This is a genomic window from Saccharospirillaceae bacterium (assembly GCA_022448365.1).
Classification (GTDB): Bacteria; Pseudomonadota; Gammaproteobacteria; order Pseudomonadales; family Oceanobacteraceae; genus Bacterioplanoides.
Genome location: JAKVCS010000003.1, coordinates 255,299 through 272,631, shown reverse-complemented (window position 1 = coordinate 272,631; position 17,333 = coordinate 255,299). Strand labels below are relative to the sequence as shown.

Below are 17,333 nucleotides of genomic sequence, written 5' to 3'. Positions count from 1 at the left end.
GATCAGTCCCGTCGTAACGCGTCCTTTATCGCTATTGGGTTAGGGTAGTTAAACACCACTATGTAGCTGGAGACGGCAAAGGTGATAATTGCAGTTGCTTGGATCAGCGATGATGCCTGCTCGGTTAACAGCTGGCTTTGCAACGCAACAAAGCCTATCAGTAACGAGAATTCACTGATTTGTCCGAGGCGAAAGCCCACATCCCAGGCGAGGGCCGGTCTTTCGCTGAATCCACCCAGCAAGTAGCGAAACGTGACCGGCTTTATCATCAGTATGATGATTGCCAGGATAACCGCGGGGACAATCACATTGGATAACAGTCCAAGGTTTAGGCCGGCACCTAATGCGAAGAAAAACATAACCAGAAAGAAGTCGCGTAGTGGTTTCAGGCTGATAGCAATAAACTGAGCAATGGGGCTGGTAGCCAATGTGACTCCTGCGATAAAAGCGCCAATTTCATGCGTTAAACCTACAATTTTTGCACCTTCGGCAACGGCGAGGCACCAGCCAATCGCGAGGATAAACAGATATTCCTGATAGCGGTCGAAGCGAGTGATTAATGGGAGCAATACGCATTTCACCATCAGATAGCAAGCAGCGACCAGTAACGGTAATGCTATGAACGGTTGCCATACAGGCATGTTGCTTTCACCGGCCATCACACCAAGAAAAATAAGCACCAGGATTGCCAGTAAATCCTGAATCAAAAGTAAACCAATCATCAGCTCGCCAATGTGCTTATGGTGTAAAACCGTGGTGGGTAGTAATTTTAAGCCAATGATGGTGGAGGAAAACATCATGGCCAGTCCAATAACAATGCTGTCCATTTGGCTGTATCCGAATGCCTGCGTGAGACCATAGCCCGAGGCAAAGAAAACCAAGGAACTCACCAATGCCACCAGAGTCGCTTTGCGCAAAACCGAGACCAGTGCGGACGGTTGCATGTCCAACCCCAATAAAAACAGCAAGAAGATAATGCCGATATGCGCCATATCGGACAGATTTTCCGGATTTTCTATCCAGCCCATACCAAACGGTCCAACAATGGCGCCGAGAGCAATATAAGCGATCAGAACCGGCTGTCGTGTAAACAGAGCCAGGGTGGCGAGAATGGTTGCTCCGGAGAACACCAGAAAAAATGAGAAAACGATATCTTGGTCCATGGCCATAAGCTTAAGTTAGGGTGTTTGTTGTCGCCAGTGATATCGCACACAGGAAGGCAGTTTTTCTTGCTGGTAAAACAAAAAAACCGCCATGGCGGCGGTTTTTTCGATTAAGCGGTATCGCTACCGCTGATACTCAGGATTAGCGACGACGATACAGCGGACGGGTGTCATTAACATCGTTTTGATAGCAAACGCTGAATGTGCCAAAGGCTGCAATCGCATCCTCCAGGTCCTGATCACCGCGCAGTTCGTAGCTACTGAAGCCACAACGCTGCATGAAGAACAGCTGGTCGATAAGCACATCACCGGATGCGCGGAGTTCGCCTTCATAACCATAGCGCTCGCGCAGCAGTCGCGCTGCAGAGTAGCCACGACCGTCCGCGAATTTCGGGAAATCGATGGTGATAAGCGTAAAGCTCTGGCTGTCTTCAGCCAGTTGATCCGCAGTTTCACCGGCAGCCAGGTGAACCGCCAGTTTTCCAGCAGTCGCCTGTGCCTGTAACTCATCTTTGTTCTCTAACCAGCGGGTCAGGCTGATGATCGAAAAGTCTTGCAAAATTTCGTCATCTGCAACCACTTTCCACTGATCATTTTCCACCCATTGGCGGTCTTTGATCAGCTTTGCATTATTCGGGTTTTCCATATACCGCCTCCTTAAAGGTGTTGTGGCCAAGACGACGGTATACTTCGAGGAAGCTTTCACCCTCAGAGCGCGTGTCTACATAGTGATCCAATACTTTAGTGATTACGTCCGGAATGGCTTCACGAGAGAAGGATGGACCTAAAATCTTGCCGAGCGATGAATCGTCGCCGGCGTTACCGCCCAGCGACACCTGGTAAAACTCTTCGCCTTTTTTATCAACACCCAGAATGCCGATGTTACCGATATGGTGGTGACCACAGGCATTCATACAGCCTGAAATGTTCAGGTCAATCTCGCCCAGATCGTGAAGGTAGTCGAGATTGTCGAAGCGAATTTGCAGATCTTCTGCGATTGGAATCGACTTGGCATTAGCCAGAGCACAGAAGTCGCCACCGGGGCAGCAGATCATATCAGTCAGCAACCCCAGTGTTGGTGTTGCCAGTCCTTTGGATTTAGCAGCTTGCCATAGCGCGAACAGTTGGCTTTGTTCAACATCCGCAAGTACCAGGTTTTGCTGATGGGTAGACCGAATTTCACCAAAGCTGTAGCTGTCTGCCAGATCCGCAATATCTTCCATTTGCTCTGCTGTGACATCACCCGGCGCATTCCCTTTTTGCTTGAGGGCCAGAGTGACGATCGCGTAGCCAGATTTTTTGTGAGCGCGCACATTACGCTGTACCCAACGAGCAAATGGTGCGTTCTCGGCGAGTGCCTGTTGGTATTCCACTGGATTATCTTCCAGCGTTTGATAAGCAGGTTCGGTGAAGTGGGACTTAACCCGTTCAAGTTCTGCTGCAGGCAGTTTGCCATCACCGTCTTTGATGCGATCCCATTCTTCATTGACCAGCTCACGCATCCGCTCGATTCCCAGAGCCTTCACCAGAATCTTAATACGGGCTTTGTATTTGTTATCACGACGACCAAATTGGTTGTAGACGCGGATAATGGCATCCAGATAGGTCAGTAAGTCTTCTTCTGGTAAGAAGTCACAGATTTCGGTACCAATAATCGGGGTTCGGCCAAGGCCTCCACCAACCAGAATACGGTAACCAATCTCTCCAACGTCGTTTTTAACGATATTCACGCCGATATCATGCACCTTAATTGCAGCACGATCTTCACCAGGCACCGAATTGACGGCGATCTTGAATTTACGTGGCAGGAAAGCAAACTCAGGGTGGAAAGTAGACCATTGACGAATGATTTCACAGTATGGACGTGGGTCCACCAGCTCTTCTTTAATGACGCCTGCGTACTCATCCGTTGTGGTGTTGCGGATACAGTTGCCGCTGGTTTGCACAGCATGCATCTGAACTTCGGCCAGCTTTGCCAGAATTTCAGGGCATTTTTCCAGTGCTGGCCAGTTGTATTGCAGGTTTTGGCGAGTACTGAAATGGGCGTAACCTTTGTCGTAGTCGCGGGCAACCATCGCCAGAGCACGCATCTGCTTTGAATTAAACAGTCCATATGGGATTGCAACGCGCAGCATGGGGGCATAGCGTTGCACATAGATGCCGTTCTGAAGTCGCAACGGGAGGAATTCTTCTTCCGGGATTTTGCCGGCAAGATAGCGGTCCATCTGCCCCTGGAACTGGGCGACACGCTCATTCAGCAGCTGCTGATCGTACTCATCGTAAACGTACATAGTGATCCGTTTCTAATCTAATCAAGCCGATTACTGGACAAAGCCAATAATCCTGTTGTGGTTATAGCGCGCACCTTAGCAAAGCTTCGATATTCTTAAAATGAATATTTATCTATATAGAAATAGCAAATGGGTATAACTTGCGGGGTAGGTAAGGACGCTGCAATTTCAGTGATTATGCCATGGTTTGGCTTTTCGGGCTGTCTGGATTAATCGATATGGATAATCGGAAAAAACGGATAAGACGCCTGCCCGCCAGAGCTTTTCAGCCTGCTCTGGGCAGTTCACGGTGAAGCAGGCCATCGGGATATTGTGCTCAGAAAGCTGTTTTACCAGCTTCTCGTCGAAGAAGTCGGCAGAAAAGTGCAGGCCGGTTGCCTCGTACTCTTCCAGACGCTTTTGCCAGTTGTAGGGAATAGCATCAACATTCAGCGCTCTGGGTATTTCCGGAAGGTATTCGAGACAGGCTTTTAGGGCGTAGTGATTAAAGCTGCTTAATAACAGCTGCTGTTCAAGTGGCACTTGTTGCAGAGCGGTTTTAATTGCCCAGACGGTCTCGGTTTCGCGGCCAATTGTCGGTTTCACTTCGAGATTCAAATTGAGACTGAACTGATTGCACAATACCAATAGCTCAACCAGTGTCAGGATACGCTCGTTTTTAAATTCGGGGGCGAACCAACTGCCACAGTCGAGCTTCTTTAATTCGCTCAGTTTTGATTGCACGACATATCCTGTGCCGTCAGAACATCGCTGCAGTTCTGGGTCGTGAAAGATGACGGCAACACCATCAGCACTGATGGATGCGTCTACCTCGAGCCAATGTGCCCCTTGTTGTGCTGCAAGGCTGATCGCAGCCGCTGTGTTTTCCGGAGCATCGCCACTGGCACCGCGGTGGGCAATCACCGGCTCCATCATTTGATAGGGGTTTTGTGCGGTTATTGGCCGATAGGATGGCATGGCAGGTTCCTGATGGTGCAGAGAAAACGAAACGCAATCTAAGCGGGGGTGGCGAAGTCAGATTTTGATGTCGGCCCACTGCTTACCGCGCCACATTACACCATATATCAGAGATAACGAAATACGTTGTATGCCTTGTAAAATCCACACGCCGGTCAGGCCAGCGCCTGCCAAAGGTCCGACAAAATAAGCCAGTGGCAGGAGGACCGCCCACTGCATAATCAAATTAATGCGCAGAACTTGTTTGCTGGCACCTGCACCCAATAATGCCTGAGTCAGCACCATGGCAGTGACTTCCAGCGTGATGGCAATGCCGGAAATACGGAGAGGCCAGGTACCGAGTTCAATCAGATGAATATCCGGAGTAAATAGCCGTAATATTTCTTGCGGGAATAGCCACAGTGGCAAGCCTGCCAGGGCCATAATCAGGGCTGCAACACGCACCACCTCCCAGCCCCATTGATAAGCATCGTCTTTGTCTTCTCGCCCCAGGGCCTGACCAACCAAACTGGTTGATGCGATACCAAGCCCCACAGCAGGAAGAATAAGCAGCAATGCAAGACTTATGAGAATATGCCCAACGGCTTGTTCTTGGGTACCAATCTGGCCGATGATCCAGAACATCACACTGGTGCCTGCAGCAAACAGAACCTGCTGCGCAGAATTGGGAATCGCCAGTTGCGCAACCGAAACAATAGTGGAGCGGTTTGGTAACTCCAGCGACGGCAGACGACCAATCTGGCGTTTAAATGTGAGCCAGAAATAGACAAGAGTCCCAAGCACCATGGAAGCGGCTGTTCCCATTCCCGAACCCACGGCGCCATAGCCATAAACGCCAATCTCCGGAATTCCAAAAATAAACAGATAGCTGAGCAGCACATTGGCCAAGTGCATCATCAGCAGCACTTTGAGATAGGTCTTGGAGTCACCGACACCACTCCAGAAGCCACGGAATACGAAGTTCATACCAATAAATGCGGCAGCCAGCGTACGCCATTCAAAGTAAGGAATTGATATAGCGGCAACATCGCTGGAGTCGTTGAACAGTGGGATAAAGTAGGGTGCGCCGAGGTAAAAAAGTAGAGTCAGCGGGATGCCCAGCAGGAATGCCAGCGACAGGCCTGCCAATAGTGGTTCTGACAGCAGGGAGTGTTGCCCGGCACCAAAGCGTCGTGCCACCAGCGCCTGAACCCCAGACGATAAGCCCATCACGCTGGAGACCACAATAAAACTGGCGTAACTGCCGACGCCGACACCAGCGAGTGCGACATCTCCAAGACGACCAACCATGGCAGCATCGACCAGATTGATCAGGCTCTGGGAAAGCATTCCGCCAATGATTGGCACGCCGATAATCAGAATGCGCTGCAAGCGGTCGGCTTCAATATGGAGAAGTCTTGCAAAAAACCGAGAAAAACCGGGCATGAATTAAGCTCGAAAAAAGCGTTGCAGCAGCCATTGAAACGAAAAAGACCGATAAAAGCGCAACGTATTGAAAACGTTGGGCATCTTATCAGTCTTTTAAGGCGGTATGTTAATGAGTTTGGCGGCTAGCGGTCGTAGCTCAAGTTTGGTGACAACCAGCGTTCCATTGTTTCCAGTTCATATCCTTTGCGTTGGGCGATGTCTTCCACCTGATCTTTACCGATTTTACCAAGACCGAAATATTTGGCCTCCGGGTGAGAGAAGTACCAACCGCTGACGGACGCCGCAGGGTACATGGCAAAATTTTCTGTTAGGGTTACGCCGGTTGCGGCGCTGGCATCCAGTAGTTTAAACAGTGCCGTTTTCTCGGTATGGTCCGGACAGGCAGGGTAGCCTGGTGCAGGACGGATTCCTTTATAGGACTCTTTGATCAGAGCGTCGTTGTCCAGACTTTCATCGGCTGCATACCCCCACGTCTCTTTTCGCACAATCTCGTGCATGCGTTCTGCAAATGCTTCGGCGAGACGATCGGCAAGTGCCTTAATCATGATGCTGTTGTAGTCATCGTGTTGGCTATCATAATCCTTTGCCAATTCTTCCGTTTCCAGTCCTGCAGTGACTACAAAGGCGCCCAAGTAGTCAGTAACCGTGCCTTCCGGCGCAACGAAATCGGCGAGAGAGAAATTGGGTTGGTCGTTCGGTTTGTCGGTTTGCTGGCGCAAGTGGTGCAGCAGTGCGATTTCCTCATCGCTGCGACCTTCCTCGGCACTGAAGACAACGATGTCGTCGGAGCCCCGGCGCTGAGCGGGCCAGAACCCTACGACTCCCTTGGCGACAAATAGCTTCTCGTTAACGATGCGTTTCAGCATTGCTTGTGCATCTTTATAGAGGTTGGTGGCCGCTTCGCCGACAACTTCGTCTTCCAGAATGCGTGGGAATTTACCCGCCAGCTCCCAGGATATAAAAAACGGCGTCCAGTCGATGTAATTTACCAGTTCGGCCAAATCGAAATCTTCATAGACCGTGATGCCCAGGCTGTTCGGTCTGGGTGGAACATAACCCTCCGGGTTATCCGGGCTACGCCAGTTTGCCTGGAAACCATTCGCAACGGCATCATTGTAAGTCAGCAGTGCTTTGGACTTTCGATTGGCACTGCGTTCGCGCACTTTTTCATATTCCGCGCGTCTCTCGCTGATGAACTCGGCCTTGTCTTGCGGATTAACCAGTTTTTGGGCAACACCAACGGCCCGCGAAGCATCGGCAACGTAGGTTGCTATGTCATGCTGGTACTGCGGCTCAATTTTTACTGCTGTGTGGGCTTTGGAGGTGGTCGCACCGCCAATCAGCAGCGGCAGGTGGAAATCAAGGCGTTGCATTTCCCGGGCTACGTGCACCATTTCGTCTAAAGATGGTGTGATCAGGCCAGACAGACCAATGATGTCGCAGTTTTCTTCTTTAGCAACTTTCAGGATTTTTTCTGCCGGTACCATCACGCCGAGGTCAATCACCTCAAAGTTATTACATTGCAGAACTACGCCAACAATGTTTTTGCCGATATCGTGGACGTCACCTTTGACGGTTGCCATCAGGATCTTGCCCTGAGTTTGCACTTCACCGCCTTTTTCTTTTTCAATGAACGGCAGAAGATAGGCCACGGCTTGTTTCATTACCCGGGCGCTTTTCACCACCTGGGGCAAGAACATTTTGCCGGAACCAAACAGGTCACCTACGACGTTCATACCATCCATTAATGGGCCTTCGATCACCTCAATTGGGCGGTCGAACATCTGACGTGCTTCTTCAGTATCCTCCTCGACAAAGGTGTTGATGCCCTTAACAAGCGCATGGGTCAGACGTTCACGAACTGGCAGCTCGCGCCAGGCTTCGTTTTCTTTTTCCTGAACGGCGCCATCGCCACGGTACTTTTCAGCAATTTCGAGAAGTCGATCGGTGCCATCTTCGTGTTTGTTTAGGATCACATCTTCAACACGATCTTTTAATTCTGCCGGTAGGTCGTCGTATACAGCCAACTGACCGGCGTTAACGATGCCCATGCTCATGCCATTCTTGATGGCGTAATAAAGAAATACCGAGTGGATCGCTTCACGAACTGGCTCGTTGCCGCGGAACGAGAACGACACGTTACTCACACCACCCGAGATTTTTGCGTAGGGAAGGTTGCTGGTTATGAATTCACAGCTGTCGATAAAATCAACGGCGTAATTGTTGTGTTCTTCGATGCCGGTGGCAACCGCAAAGATATTCGGGTCGAAGATAATGTCTTCCGCCGGGAAGCCAACTTTATCAACCAGTACCCGGTAAGAGCGTTCACAGATTTCATTTTTGCGGGCGACGGTATCGGCCTGGCCGGCTTCGTCAAATGCCATTACCACAACCGCAGCGCCAAAGCGCATACAGCGCTTGGCCTTTTCGATAAACTCGTCTTCACCTTCTTTCAGGGAAATTGAGTTCACCACCGCCTTGCCCTGAATGCATTTTAAACCGGCTTCAATGATCTCCCATTTGGAGGAGTCAACCATGATCGGTACACGGGATATATCCGGCTCCGAGGCAATCAGGTTGAGGTAGCGTACCATGGCGGCCTCAGAGTCCAACATGCCTTCGTCCATATTAATGTCGATAATCTGGGCGCCGTTTTCTACTTGTACTCGTGCGACTTCCAGTGCTTCGTCGTAAGCTTCCTCTTTGATCAGACGCTTAAATCGAGCGGAGCCAGTGACGTTGGCACGTTCGCCGACATTGACGAACAAGCTGTCTTCATCGAAGTTGAAAGGCTCCAGCCCAGACAGACGGCAAGCGCGCTTTATCTCAGGAATTTTCCGGGCAGGGTGTTTGGCCACTGCCTTCGCCACTGCTTCAATATGTTGCGGAGTGGTGCCGCAACAGCCCCCAACAATGTTCAGGAAACCGCTGGCAGCAAATTCTTCAACAATCACCGCCATTTCATCCGGCGATTGATCGTACTCACCGAACTCGTTCGGCAGGCCGGCATTCGGGTGAGCAGAAACAAAGGTTGACACCTTATTTGACAGTTCTTCAATATGAGGACGCAGTTCCTCTGCCCCCAGAGCACAGTTCAGGCCGACGGATAAAGGCCGGGCGTGGGCAACTGAGTTCCAGAATGCTTCCGCCGTTTGACCAGATAGTGTTCGCCCGGAAGCATCAGTAATGGTGCCAGAGATCATAATTGGCAGTTCTTCGCCTTTCCGCTCGAATGCCTCCTGTACCGCGAAAATAGCCGCTTTCGCGTTCAGGGTGTCGAACACCGTTTCAATAAGAATAATATCGGCGCCGCCATCCATCAGGCTTTCAGTGGCTTCAATATATTCCTCTACCAGCTGGTCAAAAGTGATGTTGCGGTAGCCTGGGTCGTTTACGTCGGGACTAATGGATGCGGTTTTGCTGGTTGGGCCAAGTACGCCTGCAACGTAGCGCGGGATGCCTGTCTCAGCCTCAACTTCGTCAGCGACCTTGCGAGCCAAAGCGGCTGCAGCGGTGTTCAGTTCTGGCACCAGTGCTTCGAGTTGGTAATCGGCTTGAGAAACGCGAGTGGAGTTAAATGTGTTGGTTTCAACAATGTCAGCACCCGCCATGAAGTATTGGCGGTGAATGCCAGCAATAATTTCAGGTTGGGTAATTACCAGTAAGTCATTATTACCTTTCACCTCCTGCACTAAATCAGCGAAACGCTCGCCACGGTAATCCGGCTCTTCCAGCTGATGAGATTGAATCAGGGTTCCCATACCACCGTCCAGTATATGGATGCGTTGTTCCATATTGGCTTTTAACTGTGCAATACGTTGTTGGCGTAACTCAGTTAAGTTATGGCTGGTCTGGTTGTCAGTCATGGTAAAACCTGTGGCTGTGGACGGAAAAATGGCGCGGCATTGTAGCAAAGCGATGTGATGCTTCACACTCACGCCCTATATTATTCAAGCGGTCTGAGTGCATCAAAATGGCGGTTTCATGGTGTTGCTGAGCTATCTATGAGGAAAGCGTGATTTAAGTTGAAAAAATTTCAGCACTAATCCGAGTTTTCTGGCCGCGTTGCTCAGCTCAAATGCAACAATCTATCTTGCCAGCCAGCTATGTCTGGGTGTTTCGTCAGACGGTACTATTAGGTAATATGGCGCCACTTGATTGAGGTGAAGATGATGACGACTTACGTAAATATAACTCCGGATGCTGAAACTTATCTGGCGGAATTGCTGGAAAAGCAAAATACCGAAGGTATGGCCGTGCGCATCTTTATCACGCAGCCGGGCACCAAGTATGCAGAAACTTGCCTTGCGTATTGTCGTCCTGAAGAAGTCAGTCCTAATGATGAACTGCAGCAAATGGAAAAGCTGCGCGTTTATGTCGAAGCGATGAGTATTCCCTACCTGGACGAGTCTAAGATCGACTTTGCCAAAGACCGGATGGGAGGTCAGCTGACGATCAAGGCGCCAAATGCCAAGATGCCCAAGGTAAATGCTGACAGTCCGGTGGAGGAGCGCATTAACTACCTTCTGTATACCGAAATCAATCCGGGGCTGGCGGCTCATGGTGGGGAAGTCAGTCTGGTTGATCTGACCGAAGAAGGTATCGCCGTATTGAAATTCGGTGGCGGTTGTCAGGGTTGTAGCGCTGTTGATATGACCTTGAAAGATGGCGTTGAGGCCAGTTTGGTCGCCAAGATTCCCGAAGTCACTGGTGTACGTGACGAAACGGATCACACTCAGTCAGACAACGCTTATTTTAAATGATGGTTGCCTGTGAGACTCTGCGGTTCTGTATAGCTACTTCATATCATTGAGTTACCATTTGGGTAACATCCCGCCACACTGATTGACGTTATACCGGGCAACGGGGTTGTTTTGAAGCCGGAATGTGTCTCCGGCTTTCTCACTCAGATGAACGAGTCAATACTCAAGCCAATCCGATAGTCGCCACCGTCCAGTGCCTGTACACGACAAGTCGAAACTCTGGCATGCAGCGGCGGTGTTGAGCCACCACCGCTTTGTACTTTCAGTTCGCCGGCCGAGTTAGCTGGAATTGGCTCCTGGCTTTTCAGCTGAACGCCGCTGGAGCTCAGGTCAATGCATGTAACCTGATAACTCTGTCCTGTGCTTAGCGTGAGCGTGGCTTTTGTGTCCACCTGCATGCGAATGTAGTCCCGTTTTTCGTCGAAATTCCGAGCCAGATTTGACATGAGATTCTCCTTGGATGACCTACCGTTTCTGATTATTGTTTTTCGATAATTCAGCATAACCTGTGCCGACACAATGCTGGTGCTGCACAGTACCAATGATAGTCAGGAAAGTTCGGTAATTAAAATTCTAAATACCTGAACCACAAATTTACCACTCGGGATTGCAACCCCCGTGATATGGCGGTAACGTTCGCCACTCCTAACAATGATGGGAGGCGTAAATGGCCACAGCCGTGCTGGTCATTGATGACGACTCATTAGTTCGCGATAGCATTGCGGCTTACCTTGATGACTGCAACTTTTCAATGTTGACTGCTGATTCTGCGTCTGCCGGTCTTGTCGTGCTGGATGAGCACCGTGTCGATGCCGTCATTTGCGACCTTAAGATGCCCGGTGTTGGCGGTATAGAGCTGCTGCAGGTGATAAAGGCGCGCCGTCCATTGTTGCCCGTTATTGTCGTTTCAGGAGCGGGTGTTATGGATGATGTGGTACAAGCTTTACGGTTCGGCGCAGACGATTATCTGGTGAAACCGATCATCGACCTCGAAGTATTGCATCATTCACTGACAAAAGCGCTTCAGCGTGCTCAGTTGGAAGAAGAAAACAGCGCGTACCGCGAGTATCTTGAAAAGACCAATACCGAGCTCCAGCGCGGCTTGGATGAGCTGCGCAATGATCAGTTAGCCGGGCGTCAGGCGCAGTTGCGTATGTTGCCGGAACCGCTCGACTTCAAACAAATTCGCTGTCGTCATTCCGTTACTCCCTCGCTTATGCTCAGCGGTGACTTTCTCGACTACTTCGAACTTGATGATGATCGGCTTGTATTTTACATCGCTGATGTGTCAGGACACGGGGCCTCTTCGGCGTTTGTCACCGTGTTGCTGAAAAATCTGACCTATCGCCTGAAGCGCAATTACAAACGTGGCTCCAGTGCCGACGTATTGCACCCGGCTCAAGTGCTGTCGCGGGTTAATTCTGAGCTTCATGCCTCGGAACTGGATAAGCATCTGACCATGTTTTATGGCGTCTTGTGCGTTAAAACGAACCAGTTGTTGTATAGTGTCGGCGGTCATTTTCCGATGCCGATTATGCTTGCTGAAAATCGCGCCAGTTATTTGGAAGGGCGCGCGATGCCGGTTGGGTTATTCCCGGAGGCCAGCTATCAGGAATACACAATGACGTTGCCCGAGAACTTTTCTTTACTAATGTTTTCCGATGGAATACTGGAAATCATGCCAGAATCAACCTTGAATGAAAAAGAGGACGCTCTGTTAGCTACGGCGATAGAGAGTCAGGGTAATATCGAGCGCCTTGCTGAAGCGTTGGGTGTTCGGGCCGGAGCTGAAGTTCCGGACGATATTGCCATGGTATCGATAGCTCGAGGTTCCGTATGACATCAGGTGAAGTATTGGTCGCCTTTCATAACGGCACGCATATTATCCGCTTGCGAGGCGATGTCCGTCTGAATTTGTGTTCAGCGCTGGAGAAATATCTCGACGATATTCTTGAGCGCCCTGACTTTACTAATGTAGTGATTGATTTGTCGCTGGCTGAAGGTGTAGACAGCACAACATTAGGGCAGATCGCTAAAATTTCTATCTTATGCCGGGATCGTTTTGCGATCACGCCCACCATTTCCAGCCCAAACCCAGGTATTACGCGTATCTTATTAAGTATGGGGTTTGATCAGGTTTTCCATATTATTGATGAACCGTTCGAAGATCCGGCCGATTTTTGTCAGTGGGTTGCGGATTCTGTTACCGAAGATGAAGCCCGGGAGCAGGTAATTGCCGCTCATAAAGTACTGATGGGGTTGAATGACAAAAATAAGGACGTATTTAGAGAACTGGTGGACTGTTTAGAGTCTGATCGTCACAACTGCTGAAGCACCCGATAGGGGGATGTGTGAATTTTAATAAGGCCGCGGTTATTGGCGGGGGCAGTTTTGGTACTGTTGTCGCTAATATCCTTGCAGATAATGATATTCAAACCGTGCAATGGCTCCGGGATGCCGCCATTGCTGATGCCATTAACGAGCAGCATCTCAATCCTAAGTATTTGCCAGGTACCGAGCTAAATCCGGCGCTAACAGCCAGTACGGATCTTTTTGCCGTGATTGAAGACGCTGATGTGATTTTCGTTTCTGTGCCGAGTCGTTCAGTGCGCGAAGTGGTCTCTACTTTTGCAGCAAGACTGAAACCTCATCAGGCACTGGTGAGCACCACAAAAGGAATTGAGCAGGAAAACTTTCTGCTGATGAGTCAGGTGTTGTCGGACCTCTGTCCTGATAATCCGGTAGGCGTTCTGTCTGGTCCGAATCTGGCTAAAGAAATCGCTCGAAGAGAGCTGGCGGCGACTGTTATTGCTAGTAAAAACAGTGATTTACGTCGGAATGTTCAGTCAGGTTTGAGCTGTTCTTACTTTCGTGTTTATGCTTCAGATGACCTCTATGGCGTTGAATTGAGTGGTGCTCTGAAAAATATATATGCCATTGTGTCGGGGTTTGTCGCCGCGCTTGGCATGGGCGAAAACTCCCGCAGCATGATTATTACTCGTTCCCTGGCCGAAATGAGCCGTTTTGCTGTGGCACTTGGTGCCAACCCATTAACGTTCCTTGGCCTGGCTGGTGTTGGTGATCTGGTAGTAACCTGTAGCTCGCCACTCAGTCGCAACTATCGGGTCGGATTTGCCATCGGAGAAGGCAAGACTCTGGATGAAGCGATTGAATCTCTGGGCGAAGTGGCAGAGGGTGTCAACACGCTGCGCTATGTCCGGGCAAAAGCCGCTGAACTGGATATTTATATGCCTTTGGTGATGGGAGCGAATGAGGTTCTGTTCAACGGCGCTGACCCAAGATTGGTCGCTCAGGGCTTAATGGCTGGAGAGCACGCTTCGGATGTTGAGTTTGCCTTGCCGCGCAGCGAAATTTAGTTTGTGCTTTTTTTGAATTTTACCTAGCTTGAGAGATTGAAATGAGTGATCTGAAAGATAATGTAACTTCGGATGCCTTTTGGCTTAAAACAATTTATTTGGTCGGTTTTTTTGTAGTTTACCGCATTCTCGACCTGGTGATTTTGGTTTTGGGTGCAGCGCAGTGGGGCTTTCGGTTATTGACCGGTGATGTTAATCCGGCTCTGGCGCAGTTTGGTGACAGCCTTGGAGCGTATATCGGTCAGATCGTGCAATACCTGTCCGGAGCGACCGAAGATAAGCCATATCCATTTCAGGATTGGCCTGAATCCAGGGTCTAGCGATCATGAGGCTTTGTATTGTTCGACATGGAACTGCTGAAATTGGTGCGGATGAAGATCCGTTACGTCAGCTGACCGATAAGGGCCTGAGAGAAGCACAGGGTGCTGGCCGTTGGCTGGCTGAAATGTTGGCGGATGGCAACCTGTCGGCTGGTGCCACGATCTATGCCAGTCCTTACCTCAGGGCTCGCCAGACAGCGGAGGCAATCGCGTTTGCAACGTCTTTGCCGCTAAAGGAATACGAAGAGATCGTGCCGCACGGAAGGTTAGAGCGGCTGGTCGAACAACTGGCGACAGAGCAAACGGATATTGTGTTGGTTTCACATTTGCCGCTCGTGGGTCGACTGGCGGCTCAGCTGGTCGATGGACAAATTTATGATCAGCCGTGGTCGCCGGCCGAATGCTGGGTGTTGGAAGGTGATATTGCCGCCTCTGGCTGTATGTCGGTTGCATCCCTATGGTATCCGGCACTCGATAAGCACTAATCCGGGGTCGATCAGTCCCCAATTCCCCTTGTCATCTGAATAAGCAAAAGGTAGCTTCCGGCTTTTGCTTATAACCTTGGCCAATCATGAAGTCTCAATCTGATTTTCCTGACATCCTGCATTTCTCACATGCCAATGGCTTTCCTGCCGGGAGTTATCAAACCTTACTGGATCAATTGGCTGAACATTATGATGTCAGAACAATCGATCGGCTTGGGCATCAGCCTCAATACCCGGTTACTGATAACTGGGCTGAACTTGAACAGGAGCTCACGCATTACTTTGAGCAAAACTACTCAAGGCCTGTGATTGCGGTGGGTCACTCGTTAGGCGGCCTGCTCAGTTATATGGTGGCGCGTCATCGACCTGACCTTATCAAGGGGTTAATAATGCTTGATGCGCCAGTTCTGACGCCAATGCAGGCGTTCGGCTTCAGGATGTTAAAACGCTGGAATCTGGCGGACCGTGTTACGCCAGCGGGGCGCACCGATGGTAGACGACAGCATTGGTCAGATCAGCAGGAGGCGATGGAATATTTCTCTGGCAAATCACTGATGAAACGTTTTCACCCGGAATCTCTGCGTAATTATGTCAGTGCGGGGACTGAATACGTCAATGCAGACGACCCTGAGAAAGGCGTGAGATTGCGCTTCGACCCGGACACTGAAATGAAAATCTATCGCACAATCCCACATAACGTGCGCAGCGATAAACCACTGGCGATGCCATCTGCGGTTATTGCCGGGCGTAACAGTGACGTGTTCTGGCCATCCAATGGCGCAAGAATGAAAAGTAAGGTTGGCATGAAACTGTGCTGGTTACCCGGAGGTCATATGTTTCCGTTGGAGCACCCCCATGCAACCGCCGATCTGATTCTTCAGTTGTTGGAAGAGATGTTATGAAACAAGACAAGGTATTCGATACGGCTGGGGGCTGCATTGCCGGTGTTGAATGGGGAGACTGGCAGAACTCGGATGCTCCGGTTGTTGTCGCGCTGCATGGTTGGCTTGATAACGCAGCCAGCTTTGATCGATTTGCACCGGCTGTCGTTGCTGACGGATATCGCTTACTGGCACTGGATCTGCCGGGGCACGGTCATTCAGACTGGCTCGCGGATGGTGGTGATTATTACATCTGGGAAACAACCACAGCGATTGTGGAGGTATTGCGGCAACTTGATTCAAAAGCGCATTTGGTAGGGCATTCGATGGGTGCTGCAACGGCATTTATCTGTGCAGCCAGTTTCCCGGAGCAGGTATTGTCTGTGTCGGCATTGGATGCGATAGGTCCATTGTCTACGCCGCCGAGTCAGGTTGCGGAGCAGCTAAGGAAGGGGGTTGAGGATGTTATCCGCAGAAAGGGGCGTGGCAGCCGAACAGGGCTCTATGCTTCGGTGGAGAAGGCACTTGAGGCAAGAACGGCGAAAGATCCGGTATTATCACAGCACTGTATTCGTCCAGTAGTGGAACGGAACCTCACAGCTTCAGGGGATGGGTTTAGCTGGCGCACCGACCCGAGATTGCGCCACGCCTCAAAGGTAAGAATGACGGAAGACATGGTGCGAGGTTTTTTCAACCAGATTGTCTGTGAGGTACTTGTTATTCGCGCAAGTCATAGCTTTATTCCAAAATCGATGTTTGATCTGCGTCTGTCGTACTTAACGAAAAAGCACTTTGTAACTATTGATGGCCATCACCACTTTCATCTGGAGGAGTCTACGGCCGTGGACGTTGCTCAACAGGTGTCACAATTTTTGACAGAGGTGCAGTTATGATCCGTCGTTTGCAAGCAGTGCTGTGGTTTGTGGCCTTGCTGGCTGGCTTTGTTGCAGCTTTATTTTTTAGTTGGAATCTGCTGGCCAGCCAGGACTATGGCTATCGCTGGTTTTACGATATCTACGACATCGAACGGCATATTGATAAGTTTGGTCCACAGAACAGGTACATTTCAGGGCTGGAGCTTGTCGATCGAGATGATCATGAGCGCATGTTTGCTGAAATTGTACACGGCGTTCACCACCAGGGTGAGGGACTCGCACAAATTGCTTTTCAGAGGGGTGAACAGTCCGTTGTTTTAATGCGCAGCCCAGAGATCGTTCATTTACAGGACGTTGCCAATCTGGTGGATGCCTTTCAGGTATTCGGATTCAGCGCAGTATTGACCGCTCTATTGTTGGTTATTCTATTGTTGCGTTCGGGCAGTCAGCCTGCTTGGTTTCAGCAGCTCGGTCTTCTGCTCGGCCTTATGGCGGTTCTGACTGTTATGACGTTTTTAATTGGACCGAAAACTGTGTTTTATCAGATGCATGTCTGGATGTTTCCACCAGATCATGAATGGTTCTTTTATTATCAGGATTCCCTGATGACGACCTTGATGAAGGCGCCAGTGATTTTCGGTGGTATTGCCTTGGCGATGATTTTTCTGGCGCTTGTGTTGTTCGCCTTATACATTGCTGCGTTGCGACGATACTGCCGTACCGCCTGATCCGGCAATGGCGCTTCAGAGTATTAAGCGTTGCGGGAACTGACGATAACGAGAGCTGAGCTGGC

The 17,333-nt window shown here is 50.2% G+C and carries 16 protein-coding genes; 9 read left to right on the top strand and 7 right to left on the bottom strand.

Annotated elements, in window-relative coordinates; translation table 11 throughout:
• Positions 1 to 2 precede the first annotated feature (2 nt).
• The 6 genes from MK185_04965 to metH all read right to left on the bottom strand — a co-directional run bounded on the left by MK185_04965 (position 3) and on the right by metH (position 9,633).
• Positions 3 to 1,163: a cation:proton antiporter gene (locus MK185_04965; GenBank protein MCH2039961.1), complete on the bottom strand. Its 1,161-nt coding sequence runs from the start codon at positions 1,161 to 1,163 to the stop codon at positions 3 to 5.
• A gap of 142 nt (positions 1,164 to 1,305) precedes the next feature.
• On the bottom strand, positions 1,306 to 1,809 hold the full coding sequence (locus MK185_04960) for a DUF934 domain-containing protein (protein ID MCH2039960.1): 504 nt from the start codon (positions 1,807 to 1,809) through the stop codon (positions 1,306 to 1,308).
• Positions 1,793 to 3,454: a nitrite/sulfite reductase gene (locus MK185_04955; protein ID MCH2039959.1), complete on the bottom strand. Its 1,662-nt coding sequence runs from the start codon at positions 3,452 to 3,454 to the stop codon at positions 1,793 to 1,795. Before MK185_04955 ends, MK185_04960 begins: the two co-directional genes overlap by 17 nt.
• A 168-nt stretch (positions 3,455 to 3,622) precedes the next feature.
• Positions 3,623 to 4,411 (bottom strand): hypothetical protein, encoded by a 789-nt coding sequence (locus tag MK185_04950; protein MCH2039958.1) that lies wholly within the window; start codon positions 4,409 to 4,411, stop codon positions 3,623 to 3,625.
• A gap of 57 nt (positions 4,412 to 4,468) precedes the next feature.
• On the bottom strand, positions 4,469 to 5,836 hold the full coding sequence (locus tag MK185_04945) for an MATE family efflux transporter (protein ID MCH2039957.1): 1,368 nt from the start codon (positions 5,834 to 5,836) through the stop codon (positions 4,469 to 4,471).
• 125 nt (positions 5,837 to 5,961) lie between these two features.
• Positions 5,962 to 9,633, bottom strand: a complete 3,672-nt coding sequence (metH, locus tag MK185_04940; GenBank protein MCH2039956.1) for a methionine synthase — start codon at positions 9,631 to 9,633, stop codon at positions 5,962 to 5,964.
• 378 nt (positions 9,634 to 10,011) lie between these two features.
• Between metH and nfuA the strand changes: the two genes are divergently transcribed.
• On the top strand, positions 10,012 to 10,602 hold the full coding sequence (nfuA, locus tag MK185_04935) for a Fe-S biogenesis protein NfuA (protein MCH2039955.1): 591 nt from the start codon (positions 10,012 to 10,014) through the stop codon (positions 10,600 to 10,602).
• Between the two features lie 143 nt (positions 10,603 to 10,745).
• Here nfuA and MK185_04930 read toward each other — a convergent pair whose 3' ends face one another.
• On the bottom strand, positions 10,746 to 11,048 hold the full coding sequence (locus MK185_04930) for a PilZ domain-containing protein (protein ID MCH2039954.1): 303 nt from the start codon (positions 11,046 to 11,048) through the stop codon (positions 10,746 to 10,748).
• A gap of 221 nt (positions 11,049 to 11,269) precedes the next feature.
• Between MK185_04930 and MK185_04925 the strand changes: the two genes are divergently transcribed.
• The 8 genes from MK185_04925 (at position 11,270) to MK185_04890 (ending at position 17,268) form a co-directional block, all read left to right on the top strand.
• Complete coding sequence (locus MK185_04925) at positions 11,270 to 12,442, top strand: SpoIIE family protein phosphatase (GenBank protein MCH2039953.1); 1,173 nt, start codon at positions 11,270 to 11,272, stop codon at positions 12,440 to 12,442.
• The gene (locus tag MK185_04920) at positions 12,439 to 12,933 is read left to right on the top strand and encodes an STAS domain-containing protein (GenBank protein MCH2039952.1); all 495 of its coding nucleotides are present in this window, start codon (positions 12,439 to 12,441) and stop codon (positions 12,931 to 12,933) included. The genes MK185_04925 and MK185_04920 overlap by 4 nt, the downstream gene beginning before the upstream one ends.
• Positions 12,934 to 12,953: 20 nt before the next feature.
• Positions 12,954 to 13,979 carry an NAD(P)H-dependent glycerol-3-phosphate dehydrogenase gene (locus MK185_04915; GenBank protein ID MCH2039951.1) on the top strand — a complete coding sequence of 342 codons (1,026 nt, stop codon included), beginning with the start codon at positions 12,954 to 12,956 and terminating at the stop codon, positions 13,977 to 13,979.
• Between the two features lie 41 nt (positions 13,980 to 14,020).
• Positions 14,021 to 14,299, top strand: a complete 279-nt coding sequence (locus tag MK185_04910) for a DUF4389 domain-containing protein (GenBank protein ID MCH2039950.1) — start codon at positions 14,021 to 14,023, stop codon at positions 14,297 to 14,299.
• Between the two features lie 5 nt (positions 14,300 to 14,304).
• Positions 14,305 to 14,784 carry a phosphohistidine phosphatase SixA gene (gene sixA / locus MK185_04905; protein MCH2039949.1) on the top strand — a complete coding sequence of 160 codons (480 nt, stop codon included), beginning with the start codon at positions 14,305 to 14,307 and terminating at the stop codon, positions 14,782 to 14,784.
• A gap of 86 nt (positions 14,785 to 14,870) precedes the next feature.
• Positions 14,871 to 15,686 carry an alpha/beta hydrolase gene (locus MK185_04900; GenBank protein ID MCH2039948.1) on the top strand — a complete coding sequence of 272 codons (816 nt, stop codon included), beginning with the start codon at positions 14,871 to 14,873 and terminating at the stop codon, positions 15,684 to 15,686.
• A complete protein-coding gene (locus MK185_04895) occupies positions 15,683 to 16,558 on the top strand; it encodes an alpha/beta hydrolase (GenBank protein MCH2039947.1) in 876 nt (291 codons plus the stop codon). The genes MK185_04900 and MK185_04895 overlap by 4 nt, the downstream gene beginning before the upstream one ends.
• Positions 16,555 to 17,268 carry a DUF1461 domain-containing protein gene (locus MK185_04890; GenBank protein ID MCH2039946.1) on the top strand — a complete coding sequence of 238 codons (714 nt, stop codon included), beginning with the start codon at positions 16,555 to 16,557 and terminating at the stop codon, positions 17,266 to 17,268. The genes MK185_04895 and MK185_04890 overlap by 4 nt, the downstream gene beginning before the upstream one ends.
• The last annotated feature ends 65 nt before the right edge of the window (positions 17,269 to 17,333 follow it).